We start from the raw sequence: 24,506 nt of genomic DNA, 5'->3' as shown, positions 1-24,506 counted from the left end.
GTACACGGCCACGCTGCCGATACCCGCGTCCCGGCACGCCCGGGCCACACGGACAGCGATTTCGCCACGGTTGGCGATGAGCACCTTGCGCACGATGGCTCCCTCCTTGAAACAAGCTGAGTTTAGGGACTGCCGACACGGCCTTTCGACCCGTCCCCAGTGGTGAGCTTGCCCACACGGAGCGTGACCCCGGGCCTGCTCGGGTCGTGAATTCCCTTGTCGCACCACGGTACGCAGGGTTCCTTTACGGCACAGTAGCTCCGAGGTGTGGCGCAGGTCTCTGTTCATGCGGCCAGTCGCCATTCGGGTTTCTTTGTCGAGTCCCTACGAATGGCCCAACGATTCTTTGCGCTGCCGTCCGCCGTCGCCGGTCGTGCGCGCACTCTTGTCCAGGGGTTTACCGGCCAGTAGCCTTCGCGCTGTCGATCGTACTGTCGGTAACAGGCGAATGCAGGGGGTGGCCGAGGTGGCCCGCAGACCGATAGCTCTCGTGACGGCGGCGGTGCTGCTCCTCGAAGCGCCCGGGATCGTCGCGATCAACGCCGTGATGGCACGGTTCGTCAAAGCACAGGCCATGTCCCTCGACGGGATGGACCCCGACGCGATGTACACCGGCACCTGGGTGCTCGGCATCGCCTCCGGTGCCGCGCTCGCCCTCTGCGCCCTCGTCGCCCTCGTCGCGGGCATCCGCGACCGCCGGCCCGGGCGCGCCGGGCGGGGCCTGCTCATCGGCTGCGCGGTCGTGCACGGCGTCCTCGGAGCGGTCACCGTCGGCCTGATCGGCTGGAGCGCCTTCGCGTTCATGATGCTCGTACTCGGCCTGATCGTGCTCACCCTGGTGGCGTACGGCAAGGGGAGCGAGAACGGCGCCGGAGCCCGCGAGGAGGCGCCGGCGGCCGCGTAACTCCCACCGCCCCGGAGGTCAGTGGTCCCGCCGCCTCAGACCCAGAGGTCGGTGATCCGCACGCCCAGCTTCCCGAGGAGCGTGCGCAGCAGCGGCAGCGACAGGCCGATCACATTGCCCGGGTCCCCGTCGATGCCGTCGATGAACGGCGCCGAGCGCCCGTCCAGGGTGAACGCGCCCGCCACGTGCAGCGGTTCGCCGCTCGCCACGTACGCCGCGATCTCCTCGTCCGTCGGCTCGCCGAACCGGACCACGGTGGAGGCCGTCGCCGACTCGAAGCGCTTGGCGGCCGTGTCGTACACGCAGTGACCGGTCTGGAGGATGCCGACGCGGCCGCGCATCGCCTTCCAGCGGGCGGTGGCCTCCTCGGCGTCGGCCGGCTTGCCGAGGGCCTGCTTGTCGAGCTCCAGGACCGAGTCGCAGCCGATGACCAGGGCGCCGAACGCCTCGGGCCGGGCGGCCACATGGGCGGCCTTCGCCTCCGCCAGGGCGAGCGCGAGCTCGGCCGGGGTCGGGGCGTGCGTCTTGTCCTCGTCGATCCCGCTCACGATCACCTCGGGGGCGAGCCCGGCCTGGCGGAGCAGGTTGAGGCGGGCGGGGGAGGCGGAGGCGAGCACGACACGGCGCGGGTCAGCAGTCATGGAGGCAGCGTAGTCAGTGACGGGCCGCGTTCCCGTCGAGACCCGGCCCCGCGCGCGGGTGTCCAGGGAGTGTCCGGCCCGATCGGCGGGACACCTCCTAGCGCGCGCTGACCACGAACATCGCCACCACCATCGCCAGCGCCAGCAGGACGCCCGCGCGACGGAGCTTCGCCTGCATGTCGCGCATGAACTTCGGCGGCTGATTCTTCGGGTCGGACCACAGCATGCCTCTGATCCTGCGGTCGGGACGGGCGGGGCGCCTGAGTACGGATACTCAGGCGCCCCGGTGCCGAAGGACTATTCGCGGACGGACGGGGGTGCGGCCGCCGGCCGGGCGAGGGTGAACACTCCGTCCCGCGCCGCCGCGAGCGCCGCCGTGACCGCCCGTTCCGCCACGTCCGCCGTGACCTCCTCGCGGGTGACGGTGAAGCGGTAGTACAGCGGCGCGGAGACGGCGCGCAGCAGTTCGGTCGGGTCCGTCTCGGCCGGGATCTCGCCGCGGGCCGCGCCCTTGGCGACGACGGGGGCCCATTCGCCGAGCCGGGTCCGGTAGAAGTCGGCGAGTGCGCGGGCGCACTCCTCGTCACAGGCGGCCGCGGCGATGACCGCGCGGAAGACGGCTCCCATCCGGGGGTCGGTGAGGGTGGCCCGGACGAGTTCGGCGTTGGCCCGCAGGTCGCCCGCGAGGCTGCCGGTGTCGGAGGCGGGCAGGGACTGTTCGGCCATGTCGTGCAGGAGGTCGGTGACCAGGCCGACGGGTGAGCCCCAGCGGCGGTAGACGGTGGTCTTGCCGACGCCCGCGCTCGCGGCGATCCGGTCCATGTTGAGGGCGTGGAAGCCGGTGTCGGCGAGGGCGTCCTGGGCGGCGTCGAGGACGGCCCTGCGGACCTTTGCGGTTCGCCCGCCGGGGCGCAGGGTGCCGGGCGAGGCCGGCTGGCTCTCGGTCAAATGGGTCTCCTGTTCCATTAACGCCATCGACTCTGCTACGGTACGGGACATCTTAACGGAACCAGTCTCCCATTAAGGGGTCGTACGCATGGTTGCCCTGGATCACCCCAAGCCCGTGGAACACGCGGACCTCCGCATGACCGGTCGGATGAGACTGGTCCTCGTCGTCCTCCTCCTCGCCCAGTTCATGCTGGCCGTGGACTTCTCGATCCTGAACGTCGCCCTGCCGGTCATCGGCCAGGGACTCGGCTTCACCCTCGGCGGACTCCAGTGGATCGCCACCGCCTTCGCCCTCGCCGCCGCCGGCTTCACCCTGTTCTTCGGGCGCGTCGCCGACCTCGTCGGACGCCGCCGCCTCTTCCTCGGCGGCATGGCGGTCCTCGGGATCTCCTCCCTCGTCGGCGGCCTCGCCACCGGCCCCGAGATGCTGATGGCCGCCCGCGTCGCCCAGGGCCTCGCCACCGCCGCCGTCACCCCCGCCGGGCTCTCCCTGCTCACCTCCTCCTTCCCCGAGGGCCCGCTGCGCGCCCGCGCGCTCGGCCTCAACGGCGCCCTCATGTCCGCGGGCTTCACCACCGGCGCGATCCTCGGCGGCGTCCTCACCGACCTGCTCTCCTGGCGCTGGGCCTTCCTCGTCAACGTGCCGGTGGCCCTCGCCGTCCTGCTCGTCGCCCCCGCCGTCCTCGCGGAGAGCCGCCCCGCCGTCCGCCCCCGGCTCGACGTGCCCGGCGCGATCACCGTCACCGGCGGACTCCTCGCCCTGGTCTACGGACTGACGACCGAGCCGCTCGCCCTCGTCGTCGGCGTCGCCCTGCTCGTCGCCTTCTGGTTCGTGGAGCGCCGGGCGGCCTCACCCCTGGTGCCCGTACGGATCCTCACGCGCCGCACCGTCGTCTGGGGCAACCTCGCCGGGCTCGTCGCCTTCGTCACCGAGACCTCACTGGTCTTCCTGATGACCCTGTACCTCCAGGACGTCCTGGGCTTCTCCCCGCTCGCCGCCGGCCTCTCCTTCGGCGTCCTCGGCGCGGGCACGGTCATCGGCGGGGTGTTCGCCTCCCGCTTCATCGGCCGCTTCGGCGCCCGTACCGCCCTGGTCGCCGGCGGTCTCCTCCAGGCCGCGGCGACCCTCGCCCTCTACGGCCTCGGCGACGACCGCGGCAGCCTCTGGCTGCTGCTCGCCGCGACCTTCGCCGGCGGCGTCGGCAACATGCTCGCCATCGTCGGCTTCATGGTCACCGCCACCTCGGGGATCCCCGACCACGAGCAGGGCACGGCGACCGGGCTCGCGACCATGACCCAGCAGATCGGCATCACCATGGGCACCCCGATCATGAGCGCCGTCGTCGTCGCCTCGCCCGTCCTCCTCGACGGCATCGGCATCGCGGTCCTGGTGAACGCGGCGATCGTCGTGGTCGGAGCCGTCCTGGCCGGCGTCTTCCTGCGCCGTACGTGACGGGTGCCCCGACCGGTGACGGAGTACGCGAAAGGCCGGACCCCGCACAGGGGCCCGGCCTTTCTCCGCGACAGCTCGCGGTCACACCGGCCAGTACGACCTGGCCCAGGCCCGCGGGCCCGGACGGTTCCGTACCGTGCGCGCGATCCGGGAGGGGTCCGACCAGCCCTCCGGCGCCGCCGGGCCGCCGCTCTCGGCGGACGCCGCCGCCGTCGCCGCGGCCCGGGCCTGAACCACCGCCAGTGCGGCGGCCAACTCCTCCGGGGTCGGGTTTCCTCGTACGACCTTGATCATGTCGACTCCTTGAAGGGTCAGGTCAGGGGAGGCCTAGAGCGGGATGTTGCCGTGCTTCTTCGGAGGCAGGGATTCCCGCTTCGTACGCAGCTGACGCAGGCCCTTCACGATCTGCGGGCGGGTGTCCGACGGCATGATCACACCGTCGATGTAACCGCGCTCGGCCGCCGTGTACGGGTTGAGCAGGGCGTCCTCGTACTCCCGCATCAGCCGCGCCCGCTCCGCGTCCTGATCCTCGGCCGCGGCGATCGTCCTGCGGTGCAGGATGTTGACCGCGCCTTGCGCGCCCATGACCGCGATCTGCGCCGTCGGCCACGCCAGGTTCAGGTCCGCGCCCAGGTGCTTGGAGCCCATGACGTCGTACGCGCCGCCGAAGGCCTTCCGCGTGATGACCGTGATCAGCGGGACCGTGGCCTCCGCGTACGCGTAGATCAGCTTCGCGCCGCGCCGGATGATGCCGCCGTACTCCTGGTCCACGCCCGGCAGGAAGCCCGGCACGTCGACGAAGGTGAGGACCGGGATGTTGAAGGCGTCGCAGGTGCGGACGAACCGCGCGGCCTTCTCGCTCGCGTCGATGTCCAGGCAGCCCGCGAACTGCATCGGCTGGTTGGCGACGACACCCACCGGGAAGCCCTCGACACGGCCGAAGCCGGTCAGGATGTTCGGCGCGAACAGCGACTGCGTCTCCAGGAACTCGCCGTCGTCGAGGACGTGCTCGATGACCTTGTGCATGTCGTACGGCTGGTTCGCCGAGTCCGGGATCAGCGTGTCCAGCTCGCGGTCCTCGTCCGTCACCTCGGTCTCCGCGACATCCGGGAAGGCCGGCGCCTCCGAGAGGTTGTTGGACGGAAGGTAGGACAGGAGGGACTTCACGTACTCGATGGCGTCCTTCTCGTCACCCGCCATGTGGTGCGCCACGCCCGAGGTCGCGTTGTGCGTCCGGGCACCGCCCAGCTCCTCGAAGCCCACGTCCTCGCCGGTCACCGTCTTGATGACGTCGGGACCCGTGATGAACATGTGCGAGGTCTGGTCCACCATCACCGTGAAGTCGGTGATCGCGGGGGAGTAGACCGCGCCGCCCGCGCACGGGCCGACGACCAGCGAGATCTGCGGGATCACACCGGAGGCGTGGGTGTTGCGGCGGAAGATCTCGCCGTACATGCCGAGCGCGCTCACACCCTCCTGGATGCGGGCGCCGCCGGAGTCGTTGATGCCGACGACCGGGCAGCCCGTCTTCAGGGCGAAGTCCATCACCTTGATGATCTTCTGGCCGTACGTCTCGCCGAGCGCACCGCCGAAGACCGTGAAGTCCTGCGAGAAGACGGCGACCGGGCGCCCGTCGACCGTGCCGTAGCCGGTGACGACACCGTCTCCGTACGGGCGGTTCCTCTCCAGCCCGAAGTTGGTCGAACGGTGCCTGGCCAGTTCGTCCAGCTCGACGAACGACCCTTCGTCGAGCAGCAGGGCGATCCGTTCCCGCGCGGTCAGCTTGCCCTTCGCGTGCTGCTTCTCCACCGCACGCTCCGAGCCGGCATGGGTGGCCTCGTCGATACGGCGCTTGAGGTCCGCGATCTTGCCTGCGGTCGTGTGAATGTCGATCTCGTACTGCTCTGCCGGCTCGGACATCGGGATGCGGCTCCCTGCCTGGTCACGGGGGGTTCGTTGACTACGAATGGGCTACTGCTCAGCTACTGAGCCGTAGCGTATCGACGCCGATACGGTTCGGCACTGCGGTCTTTGCCACACCTAGTCTGGCTTGCATGACGTCCTCCCAAGGCTTCGGCGGACCCTGGTCCGACCTCGACCGGCCCCCGCTGAACGCGCCCGCACTGCGCCGCGCCCTCGTCCTCCCCGACGGCCTGTGGACCTCGCTCGACGTGGTCACCTCCACCGGATCCACCAACAGCGACCTGGCCGCCCGCGCCGACGAGCTGCCCGAAGGCGCCGTACTCGTCGCCGAGGAGCAGACCTCGGGCCGCGGCCGCCTCGACCGCGAGTGGACGGCTCCCGCCCGCTCCGGACTCTTCCTCTCCGTCCTCCTCAAGCCGGAGGTGCCGGTCCACCGCTGGGGCTGGCTCCCGCTGCTCACCGGAGTGGCCGCCGCGACCGGCCTCGCGAAGGCCGCCGGGGTCGACATGTCCCTCAAGTGGCCCAACGACCTGCTGGTTTCCGTCGGGGGCGAGGAACGCAAGACCGGCGGCATCCTCGCCGAGCGGGCCGGCGCGGACGGCATCGTCGTCGGCCTCGGCATCAACGCCACCCTCCGCGAGGACGAACTCCCCGTCCCGGCGGCGGGCTCCCTCCTCCTCGCCGGCGCGGTCTCCACCGACCGCGACACCCTCCTGAGGGCCGTCCTGCGCTCCCTCGCCCAGTGGTACGGCGACTGGGTCGGGGCCGACGGCGACCCCGCGGCCTCCGGGCTCCAGGAGGCGTACACGGCCGGCTGCGCGACCCTCGGACGCCGGGTCCGCGCCGAGCTGCCCGGCGAGCGGATGCTGGAGGGCGAGGCGGTCGCCCTGGACGGCGACGGCCGCCTGGTGGTGGCCACGGAGGGCGGCGGCACGGAGGCGGTGGGCGCGGGAGACATCGTCCACCTGCGGACACCCTCCTGACGGCCGCGGAGGGCGAGGGGCGCGGTTCCGGGACGGCCCGGACTCCGCCAAGGGACGGAATGGCTCGCCGTTCAGGCGTGAGCCATTCCACACCTGTCGTATCGTGGAGCGATCCCAGGCGACAGATCGGCAGGGCAAGTGGGCAGGGAACGGGCAGGAGGCGGCCGGTGACCGTCGACGACGAGAACGAGGGCGGCGCGCCCGAGCCTCCCACGTACCCGACTCCCCACCACGAGGTCGACCACACGGCCGAGCCGAGTGACGACCCCCTCGCCATCCGCCTCGAACAGCTCATCCTCGGCGCGGACCGCCGCTACACCCCGTTCCAGGCCGCCCGCACCGCCGGCGTCTCCATGGAACTGGCCTCCCGCTTCTGGCGCGCCATGGGCTTCGCCGACATCGGCCAGGCCAAGGCGCTCACCGAGGCCGACGTCCTCGCCCTGCGCCGGCTCGCCGGTCTCGTCGAGGCCGGACTGCTCAGCGAGCCGATGGCCGTGCAGGTCGCCCGCTCCACCGGACAGACCACCGCCCGGCTCGCCGAGTGGCAGATCGACTCCTTCCTGGAGGGCCTCACCGAGCCTCCGGAGCCCGGCATGACCCGCACCGAGGTCACGTACCCGCTGGTCGAGCTGCTCCTGCCCGAGCTGGAGGAGTTCCTGATCTACGTGTGGCGCCGGCAGCTCGCCGCCGCCACCGGCCGTGTCGTCCAGGCCGCCGACGACGAGGAGATGGTCGACCGTCGGCTCGCCGTCGGCTTCGCCGACCTCGTCGGCTTCACCCGGCTCACCCGCCGCCTGGAGGAGGAGGAGCTCGGCGAGCTGGTCGAGGCCTTCGAGACGACCTGCGCCGACCTGGTCGCCGCGCACGGCGGCCGGCTCATCAAGACCCTCGGCGACGAGGTGCTGTACGCCGCCGACGACGCGGGTACGGCAGCCGAGATCGCCCTGCGCCTGATCGAGACCCTCAGCCACGACGACACGATGCCCGCGCTGCGCGTCGGCATCGCCTTCGGCACCGTGACGACCCGGATGGGCGATGTCTTCGGTACCACCGTGAACCTGGCCAGCCGGCTGACCTCGATAGCGCCGAAGGACGCCGTCCTCGTCGACGGCGCGCTCGCGGAGGAGCTGTCCAGGACGGGCGAGGCGCCCGTCTCGGAGACGGAGGCCGCCGAGGAGGCGGCCCGTGCCGAGAAGGAGGGCCGGCGGTCCGCCACGTACCGCTTCGCGCTCCAGCCGATGTGGCAGCGTCCGGTCCGCGGCCTCGGCGTCGTCGAACCCTGGCTCCTGACCCGCCGTCCCACCTAGGATCTCCGGTGAACGTCTGTTAACAGCCGTTAACAGACCTTGATCGGGAGGGTGTGCGGCATGACCGAGCAGCGTTTTGGTGAGTTCGTCGTGATCCGGCGGGACGGGCACGTCGCCGAGCTGGTCCTCGACCGGCCCAAGGCGATGAACGCCGTCTCCTCCGAGATGGCCCGCTCCCTCGGCGCCGCCTGCGACGCGCTCGCCGCCGACGCCTCCGTCCGCGTCACCGTCCTCACCTCCTCGAACGACCGGGCCTTCTGCGTCGGCGCCGACCTCAAGGAGCGCAACTCCTTCACCGACGCCGAGCTGGTCCGCCAGCGGCCGACCGCCCGCGCCGCCTACACCGGCGTCCTGGAGCTGCCGATGCCGACCGTCGCCGCCGTGCACGGCTTCGCCCTCGGCGGAGGCTTCGAGCTGGCGCTCGCCTGCGACGTGATCGTGGCCGACGCGACCGCCGTGGTCGGCCTCCCCGAGGTCTCCGTGGGCGTCATCCCCGGCGGCGGCGGTACGCAGCTGCTCCCGCGCCGGGTGGGTGCGGCGCGCGCCGCCGAGCTGGTCTTCACGGCCCGCCGGGTGGCGGCGGAGGAGGCCCGTGAGCTCGGTCTCGTCGACCTCCTGGAGGAGGACGCGCGGACGGCGGCCCTGGAGCTGGCCGGGCGGATCGCGGTCAACTCGCCGGTCGGGCTGCGCGCGGCGAAGAAGGCGATGCGGCTCGGCCAGGGTCTCGATCTGCGGGCGGGCCTGGAGGTCGAGGACGCGGCCTGGCGTTCGGTGGCCTTCTCGGGGGACCGCGCGGAGGGTGTCGCGGCGTTCAACGAGAAGCGGAAGCCGAACTGGCCCGGTGAGTGACTTCTCCCGGCGGGTGCCTTCTCCCTCCCGGTGAGCGGCTTCTGCGCCGAGTGACTTCTGCGGTTTCGCACCACATGTCACTTACGGTGACGTCTCGGAAGGGAAAACGGATCAAACGTCCCTAAGCTGGAGGAATGGGTGAGGACGGACGGCTGCGGGCCGTAGTGGCGCTGGCGCAGGGGATGGCCGCGGCGCACACCCCGCGTGAGTTCTGGCGGGCGGCGGCGCTGGGGGCCTGTGAGGGGCTCGACGGGACCTTCGCCGCCCTGTCGGTCTGGCAGCGGGACCACGGCCGCCTCAAGGTCCTCGTGAACGCGGGGGAGCGGGCCGTCGGCGAGGAGGAGTTCCCGGACTCGGAGACGTATCCGGTGCACCAGTTCCCCGAGATCACCGAGTTCCTCCACGAGCGGTGGGCGGGCGGCGGCGAGCCGGACGCCTGGGTGGAGACCGCCGAGGGCCCGGTGCGGACGGGCCGGGTCGCGGGTCTGCGCCGCCGGGGGCGGGGGTGCTGTGTGGTGGCCCCGATCGTGCTGCACGGGCGCGCGTGGGGCGAGCTGTATGTGGCCCGCCCGCCTCAGGCGAAACCTTTCACCCGCGCGGACGCCGACTTCGCGACCGTGCTCGCCGCGGTCGTCGCGGCCGGTATCGCCCAGGCCGAACGCCTGGAGGAGGTCCGCAAACTCGCCTTCACCGACCCGCTGACCGGCCTCGCCAACCGGCGGGCCGTCGACACCCGGCTCGACGAGGCCATCGAGCGCTACCGCGTCGACGGCTCCGTCGTCAGCCTGGTGGTCTGCGACCTCAACGGCCTCAAGCGGGTCAACGACACCCACGGCCACGCGGTCGGCGACCGGCTCCTCGAACGCTTCGGCTCCGTCCTCTCCCGCTGCGGAGCCCGGCTCCCCGGCGCCCTCGCGGCCCGCCTCGGCGGCGACGAGTTCTGCCTCCTGGCCGTCGGCCCGACGGCGGACGAGGTGGTCGCGGTCGCCGAGGAGCTCTGCGGACGGGCGGCGGAGCTGGAGCTCGGCGAGGGCGTGGCCTGCGGGGTCGCGTCCACCGGCGATCCCATCGGCCCGCTCAGGTCCGCCCGCCGTCTCTTCCGCCTCGCGGACGCGGCCCAGTACCAGGCCAAGGCGGCCCGCTCGTCGAAGCCGGTGGTGGCGGGCCGTGACGGCACGGTCGTCCGGCTCGCGGACGCCCCGCCGGGGGCCCGCGACCGCCGCCGCTTCAGGGACGCGCCGCCGGTGGAGCCGCCGGTGGACCCGCCGCCGGTGGAGCCGGCCTCCGATCCGTGACGGCCTCCCGTCCTCGGCGGCCTCCCGTCCCCGGCGGGCGTCCGGCCGTCCGCTGGGCCGGCGCCCCCGTCCGCGATCATGCGGCGATCGCGCGGTGATCATGGGCGTACGGCCGGGGGAGCGCCCACGGGAACGGGTAAGGGTCCGACGGGTGTCCGACCAGTGACAAAATCACCTAGTGACATGTCGGTCTTCAATCCGTAGGGTGCTGAATATGGATATGCAGACAGTCGTCCTCGGCACGTCCGGCACGACCCCGCAGGACGTCATCGACGTCGCCCGCCACGGCGCCCGCGTCGAGCTGTCGCCCGAGGCCGTGGAGGCCCTTGCCGCCGCCCGGAGCATCGTCGACGCGCTCGCCGCCAAGCCCGAGCCCGTCTACGGCGTCTCCACCGGCTTCGGCGCGCTCGCCACCCGGCACATCGGCCCCGAGCTCCGTGCCCAGCTCCAGCGCAACATCGTCCGCTCGCACGCCGCCGGCATGGGCCCGCGCGTCGAGCGCGAGGTCGTCCGCGCCCTGATGTTCCTGCGGCTCAAGACCGTCGCCTCCGGCCATACCGGCGTCCGCCCCGAGGTCGCGCAGACCATGGCCGACGTCCTCAACGCCGGCATCACCCCCGTCGTCCACGAGTACGGCTCCCTCGGCTGCTCCGGCGACCTCGCCCCGCTCTCCCACTGCGCCCTCGCGCTCATGGGCGAGGGCGACGCCGAGGGCCCCGACGGTGAGCTCCGGCCCGCCGGCGAGCTGCTCGCCGCCCACGGCATCGCCCCCGTCGAGCTCAAGGAGAAGGAGGGCCTCGCCCTCCTCAACGGCACCGACGGCATGCTCGGCATGCTGATCATGGCCCTCGCCGACCTCGACACCCTCTACAAGTCGGCCGACATCACCGCCGCGCTCTCCCTCGAAGCCCTCCTCGGCACCGAGAAGGTCCTCGAACCCGAGCTGCACGCCATCCGCCCGCACCCCGGCCAGGCCGCCTCCGCCGCCAACATGCTCGCCGTGCTCAAGGGCTCCGGCCTCACCGGCCACGCCCTCGCCGGCGAGGCCCCCCGCGTCCAGGACGCCTACTCGGTGCGCTGCGCCCCGCAGGTCGCCGGCGCCGGCCGCGACACCATGGCCCACGCCCGGCTCGTGGCAGAGCGCGAGCTCGCCGCCGCCGTCGACAACCCCGTCGTCCTGTCCGACGGCCGGGTCGCCTCCAACGGCAACTTCCACGGCGCCCCCGTCGCGTACGTCCTCGACTTCCTCGCGATCGCCGCCGCCGACCTCGGCTCCATCGCCGAGCGCCGCACCGACCGGCTCCTCGACAAGAACCGCTCGCACGGCCTGCCGCCCTTCCTCGCCGAGGACGCCGGCGTCGACTCGGGCCTGATGATCGCCCAGTACACGCAGGCCGCCCTGGTCAGCGAGATGAAGCGGCTCGCCGTCCCGGCCTCCGCCGACTCCATCCCGTCCTCCGCGATGCAGGAGGACCACGTCTCCATGGGCTGGTCCGCCGCCCGGAAGCTGCGCACCGCGATCGGCAACCTCAACCGGATCATCGCGGTCGAGCTGTACGCCGCCACCCGCGGCATCGAGCTCCGCGAGGGCCTCACCCCGGCCCCCGCCTCGCAGGCCGCCATCGCCGCCCTGCGCGCGGCCGGCGTCCAGGGCCCCGGCCCGGACCGCTTCCTCGCCCCCGACCTGGCCGCCGCCGACACCTTCGTCCGCGAGGGTGCGCTGCTCGCCGCGGTGGAGCCGGTCACCGGCCCGCTGGCGTAGGCACGGACGCACGACACGAGGGCCCGCCCCGGGAATCCGGGGGCGGGCCTTGTGTCATGTCGTACGGGGGGCAGGCGGGCCCGGCATGGCTCCGGGACTCAGGAGGCCCGGCCGCGCCGTCGCATCGCGAGAGCCACGAAACCCGCCCCGACCCCCAGGAACCCCGTCCCGCCGAGCAGATACGGGGTCGTGCCGAGGCCCCCGGTCTCCGCCAGGGGGCCGTCACCTGCGGCGGGACCCTCCTGGGTCACCCCGATGCGTACCCCGCCCCCCTCGTCGGTGGCGTTGGCGGACGGTACGAACCACAGGGCGCACAGCAGCGTCCCCGCGGCGGTCGCGGTCAGCAGTGGGCGTCGGGCTGCGGACACGGAAATTTCGATCCCCCTTGCGGAAACCGCGAATTGGTCGGTGCGCCGATGCTAATGAACACAGCGGGTCGTGGGAAAGCCGAGGGCCCGCCGACGCCTACGCTCCGACCCATGAGTACTTCTGACACCGCACGCTATGTGCGTCTTCGCGTCGATGTGGTCCTGGAGATCGACGGACCGGCCGAGCTGACCGAGGCCGCCGAGGCCCGGATCGACGCCGACGAGTTCATGCCCGAGGAGGAGCGGGTGCCCGCCCGCGCCGCCGTGCGCGAGGACAGCGCCGAGGCCCTCGCGTACCTCGTCGAGCCCTTCGACCTGATTCGCGACGTCCCCGGGATCGAGATGGTCCAGGCCTCCTGGAGCAGCGAGGAGATCGAGTACGACCCCGATGCGCTGGAGTGGGACCTGAGCGAGGAGGATGGGGCGGAGGAAGACGACGACGACCGGTCGTAAGGCCGGTATCCGCCCTGTTCACAGGCCCCGGGACGGCGTCCCGGGGCTTTTCGCGCGACCGGCGGCGGGATGGGCCGGGAACCCGGGAACCGGACGGACCGCGCGAGCGTGTCGATCAGTGGTATTGCCCACAAACTCTCCGCTCCCGGAACCGGACGGGGTGTCATGGGCGTTCATAACAAGAAGTTGGCAGGGAATCGGCGACGATGGAGAAGCGTGTGATGACGGACGGCAAGCGCCGCCGCAGGAGCCTGGCCGCAGCGGCCGCCGTGCTCGGCGGCGTGCTGGTGCTCTCGGCGTGCAGCGACGGAGACAAGGGCGGCAGCGCCTCCGGTTCCGCGACGCCTCAGTCACAGGCCCAGGTCGACGAGGCGGCCGCGCAGAAGACCTCCAAGGCGCAGATCACCATCTCGCCGAAGAACGGCGTGCAGAACGCCTCCATCAACAACGACGCCAAGGTCACCGTCGCCGAGGGCAAGCTCACCGAGGTCGTCATGACCTCCGCCGAGGGCGACGAGATCAAGGGCGAGATAGCCGCTGACGGCCTCAGCTGGAAGCCGACCGGCCAGCTCAAGCGCGCCACGGTCTACAAGATCGCCGCCACGGCGACGGACGCGGGCGGCCTGGAGGCCCACGAGAACTCCTCGTTCACCACCGTCTCCAAGGCCAACAGCTTCATCGGCAACTTCACGCCCGAGGACGGCTCGACCGTCGGCGTCGGCATGCCGGTCTCGATCAACTTCAACAAGGCGATCACCGACAAGAAGGCCGTCCAGGGCGGCGTCACGGTCACCTCCAGCAGCGGCCAGGAGGTCGTCGGGCACTGGTTCAACTCCCAGCGCCTCGACTTCCGTCCCGACGACTACTGGACCGAGGGCTCGACCGTCACCCTGAAGCTCGACCTCGACGGTGTCGAGGGCGCCGACGGTGTCTTCGGCGTCCAGCAGAAGACCGTCACCTTCAAGATCGGCCGCAACCAGGTCTCCACCGTCGACGTCGCCACCAGGACCATGACGGTCACCCAGGACGGCAAGACGGTCAAGACCATCCCGGTCTCCGCCGGCTCCCCGGAGAACCCGACCTACAACGGTCAGATGGTGATCTCCGAGAAGTTCAAGGAGACCCGGATGAACGGCGCGACCGTCGGCTTCACGGACGACGACGGCAAGGGCGAGTACGACATCAAGGACGTGCCGCACGCCATGCGCCTGTCCACGTCGGGCACGTTCATCCACGGCAACTACTGGGGCCCGGACTCGATCTTCGGCTCGGCCAACACCAGCCACGGCTGCGTCGGCCTGAACGACGTCAAGGGCGCCGGCGACCCGAACCAGCAGGCCGCCTGGCTCTTCGACCACTCGATCGTCGGTGACGTCGTGATCGTCAAGAACTCCAAGGACAAGACGATCGCCCCCGACAACGGCCTCAACGGCTGGAACCTCAGCTGGGCCGACTGGAAGGCCGGCTCGGCGGTCTGACGACCGGCACGCACGCACGCACGAGAACGGCGGCCCCCTCCATGACGGAGGGGGCCGCCGTTCCGCGTCACCGTACGACTTCCTCCACGCCCCACTGGGCGAGCAGCCGCAGCGCGTCCGCCGACGCCGTCCCCGGCTCCGCCTGGTACGTCACGAGCATCAGATCGGGATCCCCGCCCGCCACCCGCATGCTCTCGTACGCCAGCGTCATCTCGCCGACCAGCGGATGCCGCAGCCGCTTCGTCCCGTGCCCCTTGTCCGCGACGGTGTGCGCCGCCCACAGTGAGCGGAACTCCTCGCTCTTCACCGACAGCTCGCCCACCAGCGCGAGCAGCGCCGGATCGTCCGGGTAGCAGCCCGCGTACAGCCGCAGCACGCTCACCACCTCGGTCGCCTTGCACTCCCAGTCCAGATAGAGATCGCGCGCGTTGTCCCCGAGGAAGACCATCCGGGCCATGTTGCGCTCCTCCGGCTCCATCGCCGCGAAGTCGCCCATCAGGGCCCGCGCCAGCCGGTTCCACGCGAGGACGTCGCCCCGGCGGCCGAGGAGGAAGGCCGGGACGCCGTCCATCGCGTCCAGGAGGTGCTGCAGACCCGGTCGCACCAGCTGGGGCCGGGCGATCGCCGCCCGGTGCTGCTTCTTCTTCGCCGTCGGCTTCGCCAGATGTGTCAGATGCGCCCGCTCGGTGTCGCTCAGCCGCAGCGCCCGCGCGATCGAGTCCAGGACCTCCATGGACACATTGCGGCCGTTGCCCTGTTCGAGGCGCGTGTAGTAGGCGACGGACACCCCCGCCAGCTGCGCGAGCTCCTCACGGCGCAGTCCCGGCACCCGGCGATGCCGGCCGAACTCCGGCAGGCCCACGTCCTCCGGCTTCAGCCGGGCCCGGCGCGAGCGCAGGAATTCACTGAGTTCGGCACTGAGGTCCATGCGTCCCGATTATCCCAGGCCGTACGCCCCGGCGGACGGATGTTCCTGTCCCTGCCAGTGGTAGGCACGCCGGACGTACGCAGAACAGGTGGCTGGGTAGGGCCGCCGCCTTCCCGCAGGCTGGAGCCATGACCACGAACGTCACCACCGTCCCCGCCTACGCCGCACCCGCCGCCAACGCCCCGCTGGAGCGCACCACCGTCCCGCGCCGGCCCGTCGGCGAACACGACGTCCTCATCGACATCAAGTACGCCGGCATCTGCCACTCCGACATCCACCAGGCGCGCGACGGCTGGGGCGAGGGCATCTTCCCGATGGTCCCGGGCCACGAGATCGCCGGAATCGTCGCGGAGGTCGGCCCCGGGGTGACCAGGTTCCAGGTCGGCGACCGGGTCGGCGTCGGCTGCTTCGTCGACTCCTGCCGGGAGTGCGAGTACTGCGTGCAGGGCCTGGAGCAGTACTGCACGAAGGGCATGACCGGCACGTACAACGCCCTCGACAAGGACGGCCGGCCCACCTACGGCGGCTACTCCAGCCACATCGTCGTCGACGAGAACTACACCCTCCGCATCCCCGAGGGCATCGGCCTCGACGAGGCCGCGCCGCTGCTCTGCGCCGGCATCACCCTCTACTCCCCGCTCGCCCACTGGCAGGCCGGCCCCGGCAAGAAGGTCGCGATCGTCGGCCTCGGCGGCCTCGGCCACATGGGCGTCAAGATCGCCCACGCGATGGGCGCCGAGGTGACCGTCCTCAGCCAGTCGCTGCGCAAGCAGGAGGACGGCCTGAAGCTCGGCGCCGACCACTTCCACGCCACCAGCGACCCGGAGACCTTCACCGAGCTCGCCGGCACCTTCGACCTGGTGATCTCCACGGTCTCGGCACCCCTCGACTTCAACGCGTACCTGAGCCTGGTCAAGACGGACGGCGCCCTGGTCAACGTCGGTGCCCCCGAGGAGCCCGTCTCCCTCGGTCTCTTCTCCCTGATCGGCGGCCGCAAGACCCTCGCGGGCTCCATGATCGGCGGCATCGCCGAGACCCAGGAGATGCTCGACTTCTGCGCGGCCCACGGCCTGGGCGCGGAGATCGAGGTGATCGACGCGGAGGGGATCAACGCGGCCTACGAGCGGGTCATCACGAGCGACGTCCGCTACCGCTTCGTGATCGACGCGTCGACGATCTGACGACGCCCGGCACGGGCCACCCTGCACCGGGCCCACCCGCACCGGGCACCCGGCGCCGGACCGCCGAAGCGCGACCTTCGAAGGGTGACCGCCGGGCATGACCCGCGAGGTAATCGACCCCGCGGGGCATGCCCGGCAGTCTTGACCCATGACCGCATACGCCATCGGAAACCTGCACCCGAAGCCCGTCCTCGACGAGGAGGTCTTCACCTACATGGAGCGCATCCAGGGCACCCTGGACCCCTTCGGCGGCCACTTCCTCGTCCACGGGGCCACCACCCGAGAGGTCCCCGAGGGCGACTGGCCGGGCGCCGTCGTGATCATCGGCTTCCCGTCGTACGAGAACGCCCGCGCCTGGTACGACTCCGCCGCCTACCAGGCCCTGATCCCGTTCCGCACCCGCCACATGGCCGGCGACGTCCTCCTGGTCGAGGGCGTCGCCCCCGGCTACGACCCGGCGGCGACGGCCGCGGCCATGCGCGCCGGCTCACGCGGCCGCGCGGGCGGAACCGCCGCGGCGTAGCCGAGGAGGTCCGCGAAGCCCAGCCACTGGAAGAGGCGGTGGTTCAGCGCGGCGTGGCCCGGACGGACCTCGCCCCGGATGCCGGAGACGGTGTCGGCGAGCTCCTCGCGTGTCCTGTCGTCCGGCAGCCCGAGGGCGGTGAGATACACCGCCCCGCAGGCGTCCAGACGGCCGTGCAACTCCGTGAGCCGCGCCGCCCGGCCGTCGGTCACGAGGCCGTCGGTCACGAGGCCGTCGTCGGGCGGCGGGAGCCGCCGGAAGGCCCGGTGGCGGTCCGCCACCGCGGCGACGAGCCCCAGCCGGGAGGGCGCCGTCCCGGTGGGGGCGGGCCAGTGGGGCCGCCACACCGGTGTGACGGGCGCGCCCCGGGGAGTTCGCAGACCGGCCGCCTTCTCCGCGCGGCGGCGCGCCGCGAACGACGCCCGCTCCGCGACCCGGACCGCACGGCTCGCCTCCAGCACGTCGAGCGCGCGCAGCAGCGCGGCCGTGTCCCGCCGGAGGTCCGGCGCGGGCACGGCCGTCGCGGCGGTGTAGGCCCAGGTCGCGTGGAAGCCGAGCGGGCAGTACTCCGAGACGGCACACCGCAGCGCCCGGTAGCGACGGGCGGGCGACGCCTCTTCGTCGCGCACCCGCCGCGCGTGGGTTCCGAAACTCACCCGGCGAGGCCCGGCTCCCGGATCGTCAGCCCTCGGCCCTCGCGACACCGATCGGGCAGGAGACGCCCGTACCGCCGATGCCGCAGTAGCCCGCCGGGTTCTTGTCCAGGTACTGCTGGTGGTACCCCTCGGCCGGGTAGAAGGCGCGGCCCTCCGCCGGGAGGATCTCCGTGCTGATCGTGCCGTAGCCGGAGCCCGTCAGGACCTTCTGGTAGGCCTCGCGGGACGAGTCGGCGGTCGCCGCCTGGGCGGGGGTGTGGGTGTAGACCGCGGAGCGGTACTGGGTGCCCACGTCGTTGCCCTGGCGGAAGCCCTGGGTCGGGTCGTGCGACTCCCAGAACAGCTTCAGGAGGCTCTCGTACGAGACCTTCGACGGGTCGAAGACGACCCGGACGACCTCGGTGTGCCCGGTCAGGCCCGAGCAGACCTCCTCGTACGCCGGGTTCGGCGTGTAGCCGCCCTGGTAACCGACGAGGGTGGTCCAGACACCGTCGGTCTGCCAGAACTTGCGCTCGGCGCCCCAGAAACAGCCGAGGGCGAAGTCGGCGACCTCCAGGCCCTCCGGGTACGGGCCGAGGAGCGGGTTGCCGAGCACGGTGTGGCGCCCGGGCACGGTGAACTCCGGCTCGGGGCGGCCGCGCAGGGCCTGCTCGGGGGTGGGGAGGACGGGGGTGCGGGACAGGAACATGCTGCATCTCTCCTCGACGGTCGGCAGTGGTCACAACGCCGGCGGGCGGGGAGGGATTCCCCGAGGGGTCCCTCCCCGCCCGCCGGGGAAGCCGTGCGCCGGAGCGGTCTCCCGCCGGGGAGCCGCGCGCCGGACCGTCAGTGCGGCAGCGTCGCCGGGTTGCCGCCGTTCGCCTCGTACCCCGCCACCGCCAGGTTCCGGAAGACCGTGAACTCCGCCGCCGGGTCACCGCTCAGCGTCCACGGCACCGCGCCCACGTGCCCGTCCACCTTCACCAGCTGGTGCATGGCCTCCGCCCAGCGCTCGCCCCGCACCAGGAACCAGACGAGCAGATGCCGGACGTGCGCCAGCATCGGGTCGTCGGCGCGGGCCGAGTGCACCGCGTACAGCGCGCCGTCCATCGCCTTGGACACCACCGCCGTACGGAAGAAGTCCTGCACCAGCACCACGTCCGGCACGTGCTCGTACACCGCGAACAGCGGCAGCGCCGCGAGCAGCGAACCCCGCGGGGCGCGCGCCGCGGCCGTCGTCGCGAAGTGGTCGGCCTCCTCGCGCGAGCCGTGCCACTTCTCGCACCAGTAGTGCAGGGCCGCCAGATGGGCGCCCATGTGCTGCGGCGCCCGGTCGATGACCCGCGCCCACACCTGGTCGAACTCCTCGTGGCTGTAGCCGAGACCGCGCGCCACGGCCAGCTGCGTGATGTACGGGACCGGGTCGCCCGGAGCGAGCAGCGCCGCCTCCTCGGTGACCTTGCGCCCCTCCTCCAGGATGATCCGGAAGTCGTCGGTCCCCGCCGCCGAGGAGCGCCAGGCCTGCTGCACCAGGAACTCGGCGTGCACGGCCGCGCCGCCCGCGTCCTTCGGGGCCTCCGCACGCCAGGTCCGCAGCCACGCGCCGCCCACGCCCGGCCGCTGCTGGAGTTCCAGTGACGCGGCGCCCGCGAAGGCCTGGACGCGCTGCCAGCGCACCTCGCCCTCCGTGTCGGTGGCGGCGAGCAGCCGGGAGGCCGCCCGCCAGTCCTGGGTGGCCTGGACGACGTCGAGGACGTGGAGGAGCTCGTCGTCCGCACCCGGGAGCCGTACGTCCTGGTCCTCCTGCCGGGCGAATCCGTACGCCTCCGGATCCGCCGCGTCCGGTGCGCCCGGCGCGACCTGACGGATCCCGCCACCACGGCGGCGCAGCAGGTAGGGGCCGAGGACGCCGAACAGCAGCCCCAGCGCGATGAGGAACCAGAGAATCTCCATGTGTCCATTGTCCAGGACGGCGCGTGAGACGATCGAGGCGCCGGGGGGTGCGCGGGACTACGCTCCTGACCATGAGCGACCAGCACTCCCATCAGAGCTTCGAGACCCGCGCGATCCACGCGGGCAACACCGCCGACCCGCTGACCGGCGCGGTCGTCCCGCCCATCTACCAGGTGTCCACCTACAAGCAGGACGGCGTGGGCGGGCTGCGCGGCGGTTACGAGTACAGCCGCAGCGCCAACCCCACCCGAACGGCGCTCGAGGAGAACCTGGCGGCGCTGGAGGGCGGCCGGCGCGGTCTGGCCTTCGCCTCCGGCCTGGCCGCCGAGGACTGCCTGCTGCGCACCCTGCTGTCGCCGGGCGACCACGTGGTCATCCCGAACGACGCCTACGGCGGCACCTTCCGGCTCTTCGCGAAGGTCGTGCAGCGCTGGGGCGTGGACTTCTCGGTGGCGAACACCTCCGACATCGCCGCGGTGCGGGCGGCCGTCAACGACCGCACGAAGCTGATCTGGGTCGAGACCCCGTCGAACCCGCTCCTCGGCATCACCGACATCGAGGCGATCGCGGGGGTCGCCCGTCACGCCGGCGTCAGGCTCGTCGTCGACAACACCTTCGCCTCGCCCTACCTCCAGCAGCCGCTGGCGCTGGGCGCGGACGTCGTCGTGCACTCGCTCACCAAGTACATGGGCGGCCACTCCGACGTCGTCGGCGGCGCCCTGGTGACGGCCGACGAGGCGCTCGGCGAGGAGCTCGCCTACCACCAGAACGCCATGGGCGCGGTCGCCGGTCCCTTCGACTCGTGGATCGTGCTCCGCGGCATCAAGACCCTCGCGGTCCGCATGGACCGGCACAGCGAGAACGCGGAGAAGATCGTCGAGATGCTGACCCAGCATCCGAAGGTCACCCAGGTCCTCTACCCGGGCCTCCCGGAGCACCCGGGGCACGAGATCGCGGCCAAGCAGATGCGCTCCTTCGGCGGCATGATCTCCTTCCGCGTGCAGGGCGGCGAGGAGGCGGCCGTCGAGGTCTGCAACCGCGCGCAGCTCTTCACCCTCGGCGAGTCGCTGGGCGGCGTCGAGTCCCTCATCGAGCACCCGGGCCGGATGACCCACGCGAGCGTCGCGGGCTCCGCCCTGGAGGTCCCCGCCGACCTCGTCCGCCTCTCGGTGGGCATCGAGAACGTCGACGACCTGCTCGCGGACCTGCGCCAGGCGCTGGGCTAGGCCAGTCCCGGGAAGAGACGGCCCGGCAAACGCCACGGCCCGCCGGGCGCCCCGACGGGGCGCCCGGCCTCCGTGCCCTCAGGTGCCGGGCAACGGCTCCTTCATGGAGGACCGGATCTCCTCGCGCAACTCGGGAGTGTCCGTGTGCTCGTGGACGGAGACCGCGTGCGCGGCGGCCGCCTTGACAAGCTCCTCCTCCTCGCCCGACATGTAGAGCGAGCAGCCGGAGACGCTCGGGGCGTCCCGGCAGTCCGTTGCTTTCCTGGCCATGACGACCTCCTGACAGGGCCCGCGGACAGGCCCCTCCTTCCAGGCTAGGTCCGTCCTCACAGGCCGTCGAACGGCGGCGTGGTCTCCGCGACCGGGAGCTCCCAGGGCCGGGCGACCGACGCCCACAGCACGAAGGCGAGCACCGCGAGCGCGAACAGCGCCCACGCCACCCGTCGCGCCGCCCGGTTCCGCCGGGCCAGCCGGGCGCCGCGCTCCGCCGCCTGTCCGGCGAGATCGCCGGGGACCGGTGGGTGCGGGGTGTCGAGCAGCCGCCGGACCGCCGCCTCCTTGTCCTCGTGCCGGGTCACGCGGCCCGCCCCCCTGCCGTGCCGTCGTTCCGGGTGGCGGCCCTGAGCGCGGCGACCGAGCGGGCGCAGACGGCGCGGACGCGCGCCTCGGGCAGTCCGAGCAGCGCCGCGGCCTGCTCCTCGGCGACGCCCTCGTACAGCCGGAGGACGAGGACGAGCCGTTCCTGCGGGTGGAGCGCGGCGAGTGTCCCGCCCCGGCCGCCGTGGTGCCGCCAGGCGGTGCGCGCGAAACGGGCGACGAGCTCGCGCCGGGCGAGCTCGTACGGATCCTCGTCGGGCGACCGGCCCCAGAGCGCGTAGGTGTGGGCGAGGGCGGCGGTCAGCAGCGCCTGGGCGTGCGGGTTGCGGGTGCGGGTCTCGGCGGTGAGCAGGGTCGCGGTGTGCAGCAGCCGCCCCGCCGCCCCGGCCACGAACGCGTCGAACTCCCGGGTGCGGTAGGTGCGTTCGGCTCCGTGTCCGCTCCGCTGCTCTGCCACGTCCTCATATGAGGACAGTGCGGGAGCGGGGTCAAGAGGTCGGAGCGGACTCGGTTCCCGTCGTGGTCCCGGACTCCGGAGCCGTACCCGCAGGCTGGCCCGTGTGCGCCGACTGCCGTGCGGACAGGGCGGTGTTGAAGCGCGTCAGCAGGGTGCAGAAGGACTCCCGCTCGTCCGGCGTCCAGCCCTCCGTGACCTCCACCATCAGCTGGCGGCGCGAGGAACGGACCTCCTCCAGGCGGGCCAGGCCGCGCGGCGACAGCTGGAGGACGACCGCGCGCCCGTCCTCCGGGTGCGAGGTGCGCTTCACCAGGCCGGTGTCGACGAGCGGCGCGACCTGCCGGGTGACGGTCGACGAGTCGATGCCCATGCCCGCCGCGAGCGCCTTGACGCCCATCGGACCTTCCTGGTCAAGGCGGTTGAGCAGGAGGTAGGCGGCGCGGTCCATGGAGTTGCGGAGCTGACCCGTGCCGCCGAGGCGCGTCTGCTCGGCCCGGCGGGCGAAGACGGCCACCTGGTGCTGGAGGGCATCGAGGAGACCGGGGTCGAACTCAGTCGTCATGTCCTGAGATGTGGGCATGGCTGTGGGTCTCTCTCGTGCGGGGGTGGTCGGTTGGTGGGGGACAGAGTACGCGGCCCCGGGGAGGTCCGTACCGGGGCTGCGCAAACCCGCTGGAGCACCTGTCCGCCGGGCGGCCACCAGGGCCGTGAGCTGGGAGACTTGCTGTCATGAGCTTCCGTAGGCCAGACCCCTTGCACCGGCTGATGCTCGACGATGTGCGGGGGGCGCAGAAGATGCTGTCCGGGGTGGCCCGCATGACGGCGATGGAGGGCAGCCGCCATCTGTCGTCGCTGGTGGGGGCGCCGGTGCACCTCAAGTGCGAGAACCTCCAGCGGACCGGTTCCTTCAAGCTCCGCGGGGCGTACGTGCGGATCGCCGGGCTGCGGCCCGAGGAGCGGGCCGCCGGGGTCGTCGCGGCCTCCGCCGGCAACCACGCGCAGGGCGTCGCGCTCGCCTCGAGACTGCTCGGGGTGCGGGCGACCGTCTTCATGCCGGTCGGGGCCCCGCTGCCCAAGGTCGCGGCGACCCGGGAGTACGGCGCCGACGTCCGGATGCACGGCCATGTCGTGGACGAGACGCTCGCGGCGGCCGAGCGGTACGCGCGGGAGACCGGGGCCGTCTTCATCCACCCCTTCGACCATCCCGACATCATCGTCGGGCAGGGCACGGTGGGCCTGGAGATCCTGGAGCAGTGCCCGGAGGTCCGGACGATCCTGGTGGGCGTCGGCGGCGGCGGTCTCGCGGCGGGCATCGGGCTCGCGGTGAAGTCGCTGCGCCCCGATGTGAAGGTGATCGGCGTGCAGGCGGAGGGCGCGGCCGCCTACCCGCCGTCGCTGGCGGCCGGCCATCCCGTGGTGGTGGAGTCGCCGATGACGATGGCGGACGGCATCAAGGTGGGACGGCCGGGCGACGTGCCGTTCGCGCTGATCCAGGAGTACGTCGACGAGGTCCGCACGGTCTCCGAGGACGCGCTCTCCTCGGCGCTGCTGCTCTGCCTGGAGCGGGCGAAGCTGGTCGTCGAACCGGCGGGCGCCAGCCCGGTCGCGGCCCTGCTCAGCGACCCCGAGGCCTTCCGGGGGCCGGTGGTGGCCGTCCTCTCCGGCGGGAACGTCGACCCGCTGCTGCTCCAGCGCATCCTGCGGCACGGCATGGCCGCCGGGGGCCGCTATCTGAGCCTGCGGCTGCGGGTCGCGGACCGGCCGGGGGCCCTCGCGACCCTGCTCGCGGTCCTCACGGTGGCCGATGTGAACGTCCTGGACGTGAGCCATGTGCGGACCGACCCGCGGCTCGGCCTGACCGAGGCGGAGGTCGAGCTGCACCTGGAGACGAAGGGCCCGGAGCACTGCCGGGAGGTGGCGGACGCGCTGCGGGACGCCGGGTACACGGTGCTCGACTGAGTCCCGGCGGCCGCCTCAGCGCCCGGGACCGGGCCGGGGGGCGCGCGCGAGGAGGGTCACCAGGCCGCCGACGACCGCGCCCGCCGCGAGCAGGCCGAGGGACCGGACGGCGGGACGGGCGCCGGGACGGGCGAGGCCGTCCCGGAAGGCCGGGGCGGGCCCGGATCCTCGTACGTCGACGGCGGGACGGGTCACGCCCACCGGGCGGGCGGCGGGCCCCTCGCCCGCGCAGAGGGCCGCCTCGTGGGCGAGGGACCGCTCCAGGTGGATCAGGAGCGGCCGCGGGTCCTGCCCGGAGGCCGCCGCGAACTGCTCGATCGCGATCCTGGTCGGCAGCTGCTTCTGGTTGAGGAACCGCTCCCAGGAGGAGCGGCTGTAGTGGGTGCGCTGGGCGAGCTGACCGTAACTGAGCTCCGTGACGCCCTTGATCCGCCGCATCTCGGCGGCGAGCTCCGCCCAGGGGGTCGCCCCGCAGCTCTCGTGACCGGCGCATCCCCCGCCCGTCCCGTCCGTCCCGATCGTCATCCCCGGTTCCCCCGATTCCGTCGTGCTCGTACACCGGGCCACCAGCTTCGCCCGCCGGGCCAACGATCCTCCAACGTCCCGCCAACGGCGTCCCGCGCCCGTCCCGGGAACGTCCCGCGGAGGGCGCGATCGGCTCGCCGATCGACGCGCGGACGACG

Annotated in this window: 29 protein-coding genes; 13 read left to right on the top strand and 16 right to left on the bottom strand. The window is 72.4% G+C overall.

Annotated elements, in window-relative coordinates; all coding sequences use genetic code 11:
* On the bottom strand, positions 1-93 hold a 93-nt coding region (locus ACH4MY_RS33440), incomplete at its 3' end, for a biotin carboxylase N-terminal domain-containing protein (protein ID WP_351219746.1).
* A 355-nt stretch (positions 94-448) separates the two neighbouring features.
* On the opposite strand from ACH4MY_RS33440, the gene ACH4MY_RS33435 reads away from it, so the two are divergent.
* Positions 449-904 (top strand): hypothetical protein, encoded by a 456-nt coding sequence (locus ACH4MY_RS33435; RefSeq protein ID WP_398007903.1) that lies wholly within the window; start codon positions 449-451, stop codon positions 902-904.
* Positions 905-939: 35 nt separating this feature from the next.
* On the opposite strand, the gene ACH4MY_RS33430 is transcribed toward ACH4MY_RS33435, so the two are convergent.
* The 3 genes from ACH4MY_RS33430 to ACH4MY_RS33420 form a co-directional block, all read right to left on the bottom strand.
* Positions 940-1,545: a nucleoside triphosphate pyrophosphatase gene (locus ACH4MY_RS33430; RefSeq protein ID WP_398007902.1), complete on the bottom strand. Its 606-nt coding sequence runs from the start codon at positions 1,543-1,545 to the stop codon at positions 940-942.
* A gap of 97 nt (positions 1,546-1,642) precedes the next feature.
* Complete coding sequence (gene mmpB, locus ACH4MY_RS33425) at positions 1,643-1,771, bottom strand: morphogenic membrane protein MmpB (protein WP_266968684.1); 129 nt, start codon at positions 1,769-1,771, stop codon at positions 1,643-1,645.
* A gap of 71 nt (positions 1,772-1,842) precedes the next feature.
* Positions 1,843-2,544, bottom strand: coding sequence for a TetR/AcrR family transcriptional regulator (locus tag ACH4MY_RS33420; protein ID WP_398007899.1), 702 nt, complete (start codon positions 2,542-2,544; stop codon positions 1,843-1,845).
* Between the two features lie 37 nt (positions 2,545-2,581).
* Between ACH4MY_RS33420 and ACH4MY_RS33415 the strand changes: the two genes are divergently transcribed.
* Positions 2,582-3,946, top strand: coding sequence for an MFS transporter (locus ACH4MY_RS33415; protein WP_398007897.1), 1,365 nt, complete (start codon positions 2,582-2,584; stop codon positions 3,944-3,946).
* An 81-nt stretch (positions 3,947-4,027) separates the two neighbouring features.
* On the opposite strand, the gene ACH4MY_RS33410 is transcribed toward ACH4MY_RS33415, so the two are convergent.
* Both ACH4MY_RS33410 and ACH4MY_RS33405 read right to left on the bottom strand, forming a co-directional pair.
* Entirely contained in the window at positions 4,028-4,240 is a 213-nt protein-coding gene (locus ACH4MY_RS33410) for an acyl-CoA carboxylase epsilon subunit (RefSeq protein ID WP_398007895.1), read from the bottom strand.
* A 33-nt stretch (positions 4,241-4,273) separates the two neighbouring features.
* A complete protein-coding gene (locus ACH4MY_RS33405; protein WP_398007894.1) occupies positions 4,274-5,866 on the bottom strand; it encodes an acyl-CoA carboxylase subunit beta in 1,593 nt (530 codons plus the stop codon).
* 134 nt (positions 5,867-6,000) lie between these two features.
* On the opposite strand from ACH4MY_RS33405, the gene ACH4MY_RS33400 reads away from it, so the two are divergent.
* The 5 genes from ACH4MY_RS33400 to hutH all read left to right on the top strand — a co-directional run bounded on the left by ACH4MY_RS33400 (position 6,001) and on the right by hutH (position 12,065).
* Positions 6,001-6,852 carry a biotin--[acetyl-CoA-carboxylase] ligase gene (locus ACH4MY_RS33400; protein WP_398007892.1) on the top strand — a complete coding sequence of 284 codons (852 nt, stop codon included), beginning with the start codon at positions 6,001-6,003 and terminating at the stop codon, positions 6,850-6,852.
* A 167-nt stretch (positions 6,853-7,019) separates the two neighbouring features.
* Positions 7,020-8,159, top strand: coding sequence for an adenylate/guanylate cyclase domain-containing protein (locus ACH4MY_RS33395; RefSeq protein WP_398007890.1), 1,140 nt, complete (start codon positions 7,020-7,022; stop codon positions 8,157-8,159).
* Between the two features lie 60 nt (positions 8,160-8,219).
* Positions 8,220-9,008, top strand: coding sequence for an enoyl-CoA hydratase/isomerase family protein (locus ACH4MY_RS33390; protein WP_398007888.1), 789 nt, complete (start codon positions 8,220-8,222; stop codon positions 9,006-9,008).
* Positions 9,009-9,142: 134 nt separating this feature from the next.
* On the top strand, positions 9,143-10,303 hold the full coding sequence (locus tag ACH4MY_RS33385) for a diguanylate cyclase domain-containing protein (RefSeq protein ID WP_398007886.1): 1,161 nt from the start codon (positions 9,143-9,145) through the stop codon (positions 10,301-10,303).
* Positions 10,304-10,523: 220 nt separating this feature from the next.
* Complete coding sequence (hutH, locus tag ACH4MY_RS33380; RefSeq protein ID WP_398007919.1) at positions 10,524-12,065, top strand: histidine ammonia-lyase; 1,542 nt, start codon at positions 10,524-10,526, stop codon at positions 12,063-12,065.
* 98 nt (positions 12,066-12,163) lie between these two features.
* Here hutH and ACH4MY_RS33375 read toward each other — a convergent pair whose 3' ends face one another.
* Complete coding sequence (locus ACH4MY_RS33375) at positions 12,164-12,433, bottom strand: hypothetical protein (RefSeq protein WP_398007884.1); 270 nt, start codon at positions 12,431-12,433, stop codon at positions 12,164-12,166.
* Positions 12,434-12,544: 111 nt separating this feature from the next.
* Here ACH4MY_RS33375 and ACH4MY_RS33370 point away from each other — a divergent pair, with 111 nt between their 5' ends.
* Positions 12,545-12,886, top strand: coding sequence for a hypothetical protein (locus ACH4MY_RS33370; protein ID WP_398007883.1), 342 nt, complete (start codon positions 12,545-12,547; stop codon positions 12,884-12,886).
* Between the two features lie 206 nt (positions 12,887-13,092).
* A complete protein-coding gene (locus tag ACH4MY_RS33365; protein WP_398007881.1) occupies positions 13,093-14,364 on the top strand; it encodes an Ig-like domain-containing protein in 1,272 nt (423 codons plus the stop codon).
* A 67-nt stretch (positions 14,365-14,431) separates the two neighbouring features.
* Here the strand turns inward: ACH4MY_RS33365 and ACH4MY_RS33360 are convergent, their stop codons facing one another.
* The gene (locus ACH4MY_RS33360) at positions 14,432-15,292 is read right to left on the bottom strand and encodes a helix-turn-helix domain-containing protein (protein WP_398007880.1); all 861 of its coding nucleotides are present in this window, start codon (positions 15,290-15,292) and stop codon (positions 14,432-14,434) included.
* 128 nt (positions 15,293-15,420) lie between these two features.
* On the opposite strand from ACH4MY_RS33360, the gene ACH4MY_RS33355 reads away from it, so the two are divergent.
* Together ACH4MY_RS33355 and ACH4MY_RS33350 are read left to right on the top strand one after the other, a co-directional pair.
* Positions 15,421-16,473: an NAD(P)-dependent alcohol dehydrogenase gene (locus tag ACH4MY_RS33355; protein WP_398007878.1), complete on the top strand. Its 1,053-nt coding sequence runs from the start codon at positions 15,421-15,423 to the stop codon at positions 16,471-16,473.
* 148 nt (positions 16,474-16,621) lie between these two features.
* Positions 16,622-16,996: a DUF1330 domain-containing protein gene (locus ACH4MY_RS33350; RefSeq protein WP_398007877.1), complete on the top strand. Its 375-nt coding sequence runs from the start codon at positions 16,622-16,624 to the stop codon at positions 16,994-16,996.
* Here the strand turns inward: ACH4MY_RS33350 and ACH4MY_RS33345 are convergent.
* The 3 genes from ACH4MY_RS33345 to ACH4MY_RS33335 form a co-directional block, all read right to left on the bottom strand.
* Positions 16,921-17,652 (bottom strand): hypothetical protein, encoded by a 732-nt coding sequence (locus ACH4MY_RS33345; protein ID WP_398007875.1) that lies wholly within the window; start codon positions 17,650-17,652, stop codon positions 16,921-16,923. The genes ACH4MY_RS33350 and ACH4MY_RS33345 overlap by 76 nt on opposite strands.
* A 25-nt stretch (positions 17,653-17,677) precedes the next feature.
* Positions 17,678-18,340: a peptide-methionine (S)-S-oxide reductase MsrA gene (gene msrA / locus ACH4MY_RS33340; protein WP_398007873.1), complete on the bottom strand. Its 663-nt coding sequence runs from the start codon at positions 18,338-18,340 to the stop codon at positions 17,678-17,680.
* A 137-nt stretch (positions 18,341-18,477) separates the two neighbouring features.
* On the bottom strand, positions 18,478-19,584 hold the full coding sequence (locus ACH4MY_RS33335) for a hypothetical protein (RefSeq protein ID WP_398007871.1): 1,107 nt from the start codon (positions 19,582-19,584) through the stop codon (positions 18,478-18,480).
* A 71-nt stretch (positions 19,585-19,655) separates the two neighbouring features.
* On the opposite strand from ACH4MY_RS33335, the gene ACH4MY_RS33330 reads away from it, so the two are divergent.
* Positions 19,656-20,810, top strand: coding sequence for a cystathionine gamma-synthase (locus ACH4MY_RS33330; protein ID WP_398007869.1), 1,155 nt, complete (start codon positions 19,656-19,658; stop codon positions 20,808-20,810).
* A gap of 78 nt (positions 20,811-20,888) precedes the next feature.
* Here the strand turns inward: ACH4MY_RS33330 and ACH4MY_RS33325 are convergent, their stop codons facing one another.
* Genes ACH4MY_RS33325 through ACH4MY_RS33310 form a run of 4 tightly spaced genes read right to left on the bottom strand, consistent with a single transcriptional unit; the run spans position 20,889 to position 22,444 of the window.
* A complete protein-coding gene (locus ACH4MY_RS33325) occupies positions 20,889-21,080 on the bottom strand; it encodes a DUF1059 domain-containing protein (RefSeq protein WP_398007867.1) in 192 nt (63 codons plus the stop codon).
* A gap of 56 nt (positions 21,081-21,136) precedes the next feature.
* Positions 21,137-21,388 carry a hypothetical protein gene (locus ACH4MY_RS33320; RefSeq protein ID WP_398007865.1) on the bottom strand — a complete coding sequence of 84 codons (252 nt, stop codon included), beginning with the start codon at positions 21,386-21,388 and terminating at the stop codon, positions 21,137-21,139.
* Positions 21,385-21,864, bottom strand: coding sequence for a sigma factor-like helix-turn-helix DNA-binding protein (locus tag ACH4MY_RS33315; RefSeq protein WP_398007864.1), 480 nt, complete (start codon positions 21,862-21,864; stop codon positions 21,385-21,387). The genes ACH4MY_RS33320 and ACH4MY_RS33315 overlap by 4 nt, the downstream gene beginning before the upstream one ends.
* Positions 21,865-21,895: 31 nt before the next feature.
* Complete coding sequence (locus tag ACH4MY_RS33310; protein WP_398007863.1) at positions 21,896-22,444, bottom strand: MarR family winged helix-turn-helix transcriptional regulator; 549 nt, start codon at positions 22,442-22,444, stop codon at positions 21,896-21,898.
* A 149-nt stretch (positions 22,445-22,593) separates the two neighbouring features.
* On the opposite strand from ACH4MY_RS33310, the gene ilvA reads away from it, so the two are divergent.
* Positions 22,594-23,823 (top strand): threonine ammonia-lyase, encoded by a 1,230-nt coding sequence (ilvA, locus tag ACH4MY_RS33305; protein WP_398007861.1) that lies wholly within the window; start codon positions 22,594-22,596, stop codon positions 23,821-23,823.
* A 15-nt stretch (positions 23,824-23,838) separates the two neighbouring features.
* On the opposite strand, the gene ACH4MY_RS33300 is transcribed toward ilvA, so the two are convergent.
* Positions 23,839-24,348 (bottom strand): helix-turn-helix domain-containing protein, encoded by a 510-nt coding sequence (locus ACH4MY_RS33300; RefSeq protein WP_398007859.1) that lies wholly within the window; start codon positions 24,346-24,348, stop codon positions 23,839-23,841.
* Positions 24,349-24,506 lie beyond the last annotated feature (158 nt).

The sequence above is a fragment of the Streptomyces sp. NPDC017246 genome, from assembly GCF_044331325.1.
GTDB lineage: Bacteria > Actinomycetota > Actinomycetes > Streptomycetales > Streptomycetaceae > Streptomyces.
The sequence above is the reverse complement of the archived record's forward strand: the minus strand, read 5'-3'. Positions and strand labels throughout refer to the sequence as shown.

What these genes read in the sequence shown, in the direction of transcription:
- ACH4MY_RS33335 (WP_398007871.1), bottom strand. Translation starts at nt 19,584, where the DNA reads ATGGAGATTCTCTGGTTCCTCATCGCGCTGGGGCTGCTGTTCGGCGTC.
- ACH4MY_RS33350 (WP_398007877.1), top strand. Translation starts at nt 16,622, where the DNA reads ATGACCGCATACGCCATCGGAAACCTGCACCCGAAGCCCGTCCTCGAC.
- ACH4MY_RS33390 (WP_398007888.1), top strand. Translation starts at nt 8,220, where the DNA reads ATGACCGAGCAGCGTTTTGGTGAGTTCGTCGTGATCCGGCGGGACGGG.
- ACH4MY_RS33430 (WP_398007902.1), bottom strand. Translation starts at nt 1,545, where the DNA reads ATGACTGCTGACCCGCGCCGTGTCGTGCTCGCCTCCGCCTCCCCCGCC.
- ACH4MY_RS33365 (WP_398007881.1), top strand. Translation starts at nt 13,093, where the DNA reads ATGGAGAAGCGTGTGATGACGGACGGCAAGCGCCGCCGCAGGAGCCTG.
- ACH4MY_RS33420 (WP_398007899.1), bottom strand. Translation starts at nt 2,544, where the DNA reads ATGTCCCGTACCGTAGCAGAGTCGATGGCGTTAATGGAACAGGAGACC.
- ilvA (WP_398007861.1), top strand. Translation starts at nt 22,594, where the DNA reads ATGAGCTTCCGTAGGCCAGACCCCTTGCACCGGCTGATGCTCGACGAT.
- ACH4MY_RS33410 (WP_398007895.1), bottom strand. Translation starts at nt 4,240, where the DNA reads ATGATCAAGGTCGTACGAGGAAACCCGACCCCGGAGGAGTTGGCCGCC.
- ACH4MY_RS33310 (WP_398007863.1), bottom strand. Translation starts at nt 22,444, where the DNA reads ATGCCCACATCTCAGGACATGACGACTGAGTTCGACCCCGGTCTCCTC.
- ACH4MY_RS33385 (WP_398007886.1), top strand. Translation starts at nt 9,143, where the DNA reads ATGGGTGAGGACGGACGGCTGCGGGCCGTAGTGGCGCTGGCGCAGGGG.
- ACH4MY_RS33435 (WP_398007903.1), top strand. Translation starts at nt 449, where the DNA reads ATGCAGGGGGTGGCCGAGGTGGCCCGCAGACCGATAGCTCTCGTGACG.
- ACH4MY_RS33370 (WP_398007883.1), top strand. Translation starts at nt 12,545, where the DNA reads ATGAGTACTTCTGACACCGCACGCTATGTGCGTCTTCGCGTCGATGTG.
- ACH4MY_RS33355 (WP_398007878.1), top strand. Translation starts at nt 15,421, where the DNA reads ATGACCACGAACGTCACCACCGTCCCCGCCTACGCCGCACCCGCCGCC.
- ACH4MY_RS33360 (WP_398007880.1), bottom strand. Translation starts at nt 15,292, where the DNA reads ATGGACCTCAGTGCCGAACTCAGTGAATTCCTGCGCTCGCGCCGGGCC.
- ACH4MY_RS33325 (WP_398007867.1), bottom strand. Translation starts at nt 21,080, where the DNA reads ATGGCCAGGAAAGCAACGGACTGCCGGGACGCCCCGAGCGTCTCCGGC.
- ACH4MY_RS33300 (WP_398007859.1), bottom strand. Translation starts at nt 24,348, where the DNA reads ATGACGATCGGGACGGACGGGACGGGCGGGGGATGCGCCGGTCACGAG.
- ACH4MY_RS33405 (WP_398007894.1), bottom strand. Translation starts at nt 5,866, where the DNA reads ATGTCCGAGCCGGCAGAGCAGTACGAGATCGACATTCACACGACCGCA.
- hutH (WP_398007919.1), top strand. Translation starts at nt 10,524, where the DNA reads ATGCAGACAGTCGTCCTCGGCACGTCCGGCACGACCCCGCAGGACGTC.
- ACH4MY_RS33330 (WP_398007869.1), top strand. Translation starts at nt 19,656, where the DNA reads ATGAGCGACCAGCACTCCCATCAGAGCTTCGAGACCCGCGCGATCCAC.
- ACH4MY_RS33400 (WP_398007892.1), top strand. Translation starts at nt 6,001, where the DNA reads ATGACGTCCTCCCAAGGCTTCGGCGGACCCTGGTCCGACCTCGACCGG.
- msrA (WP_398007873.1), bottom strand. Translation starts at nt 18,340, where the DNA reads ATGTTCCTGTCCCGCACCCCCGTCCTCCCCACCCCCGAGCAGGCCCTG.
- ACH4MY_RS33415 (WP_398007897.1), top strand. Translation starts at nt 2,582, where the DNA reads ATGGTTGCCCTGGATCACCCCAAGCCCGTGGAACACGCGGACCTCCGC.
- mmpB (WP_266968684.1), bottom strand. Translation starts at nt 1,771, where the DNA reads ATGCTGTGGTCCGACCCGAAGAATCAGCCGCCGAAGTTCATGCGCGAC.